Annotated in this window: 1 tRNA gene; it reads left to right on the top strand. The window is 46.0% G+C overall.

Annotated features, from left to right (window positions below):
* Positions 1-201 precede the first annotated feature (201 nt).
* Positions 202-276, top strand: a tRNA-Gln gene (locus DRB05_RS00025).
* Positions 277-278: the final 2 nt, after the last annotated feature.

Genomic DNA, 278 nt, shown 5'->3' on the forward strand with positions numbered 1-278 from the left:
TTGGTAGACGCGCTGGATTTAGGTTCCAGTATCTTCGGATGTGAGAGTTCAAGTCTCTCTTTCCGCACCATGTTCTTTCAAGTAGAACTCAAACTCTTGAACTTACTTCTATTGCTAGGTATCGTCTCGACACGAAGTGGAAGCGGTAAGATAGCCTAACTCAAATCTGGGCTAAATAAGATTTGAACTTACCTCTATTGCTGGAGTATCGCCAAGCGGTAAGGCAGCGGGTTTTGATCCCGCCATTCCCAGGTTCAAATCCTGGTACTCCAGCCATC

It is taken from the genome of Pseudoalteromonas sp. A757 (assembly GCF_004103285.1).
Classification (GTDB): Bacteria; Pseudomonadota; Gammaproteobacteria; order Enterobacterales; family Alteromonadaceae; genus Pseudoalteromonas; species Pseudoalteromonas galatheae.